This window comes from Terrabacter sp. 2RAF25 (assembly GCF_052115265.1).
Taxonomy (GTDB): Bacteria; Actinomycetota; Actinomycetes; order Actinomycetales; family Dermatophilaceae; genus Terrabacter.
The window spans coordinates 1-407 of the sequence record NZ_JBFRGJ010000064.1 but is presented as its reverse complement, the minus strand read 5'-3'; the positions used below and the strand labels follow the sequence as shown (position 1 = coordinate 407).

The 407-nt window shown below is 62.9% G+C and carries 1 protein-coding gene; it reads right to left on the bottom strand.

From position 1 onward, the window contains the following. A partial coding sequence (locus tag AB4091_RS21960) for a molybdopterin-dependent oxidoreductase (protein ID WP_442295053.1) occupies positions 1 to 407 on the bottom strand: 407 nt, incomplete at both ends.

The following is a 407-nucleotide window of genomic DNA, read 5'->3' as shown; positions in this document are numbered from 1 at the left end:
GTCCTGGATACCGGCCTCCTTCAGCACCGTGGACAGCAGCACCCCCGTCCACTCCGAGGTCGAGGTCAGCCCATGCGTGCCCTGCACCGTCTTCAGGGTCGGCTTTTCCCATTCCGTCAGACCGTTGCCCGAGCATTCGATGAAATGGATGCGGCTGACCGAGGGCATTCGCTGCAGGTCGTGCATCGACAGGCGCAGGGGCTTGTCCACCATGCCGTGGATGATCAGGTTGTGGGTCAGAGGATCGATATTGGGGATCCCGCCATGATGGCGCTCGAAATGAAGGCCGGAGGGCGTGATGATGCCGTGGCCCGAGGCCAGTGGCGTCATCGACCAGCTCGAATCGAGGCTGTCGGTCGGATAGCGCCAGCGGACCTCGCTTTCGAACTGCGAGCGCGATCCATAGC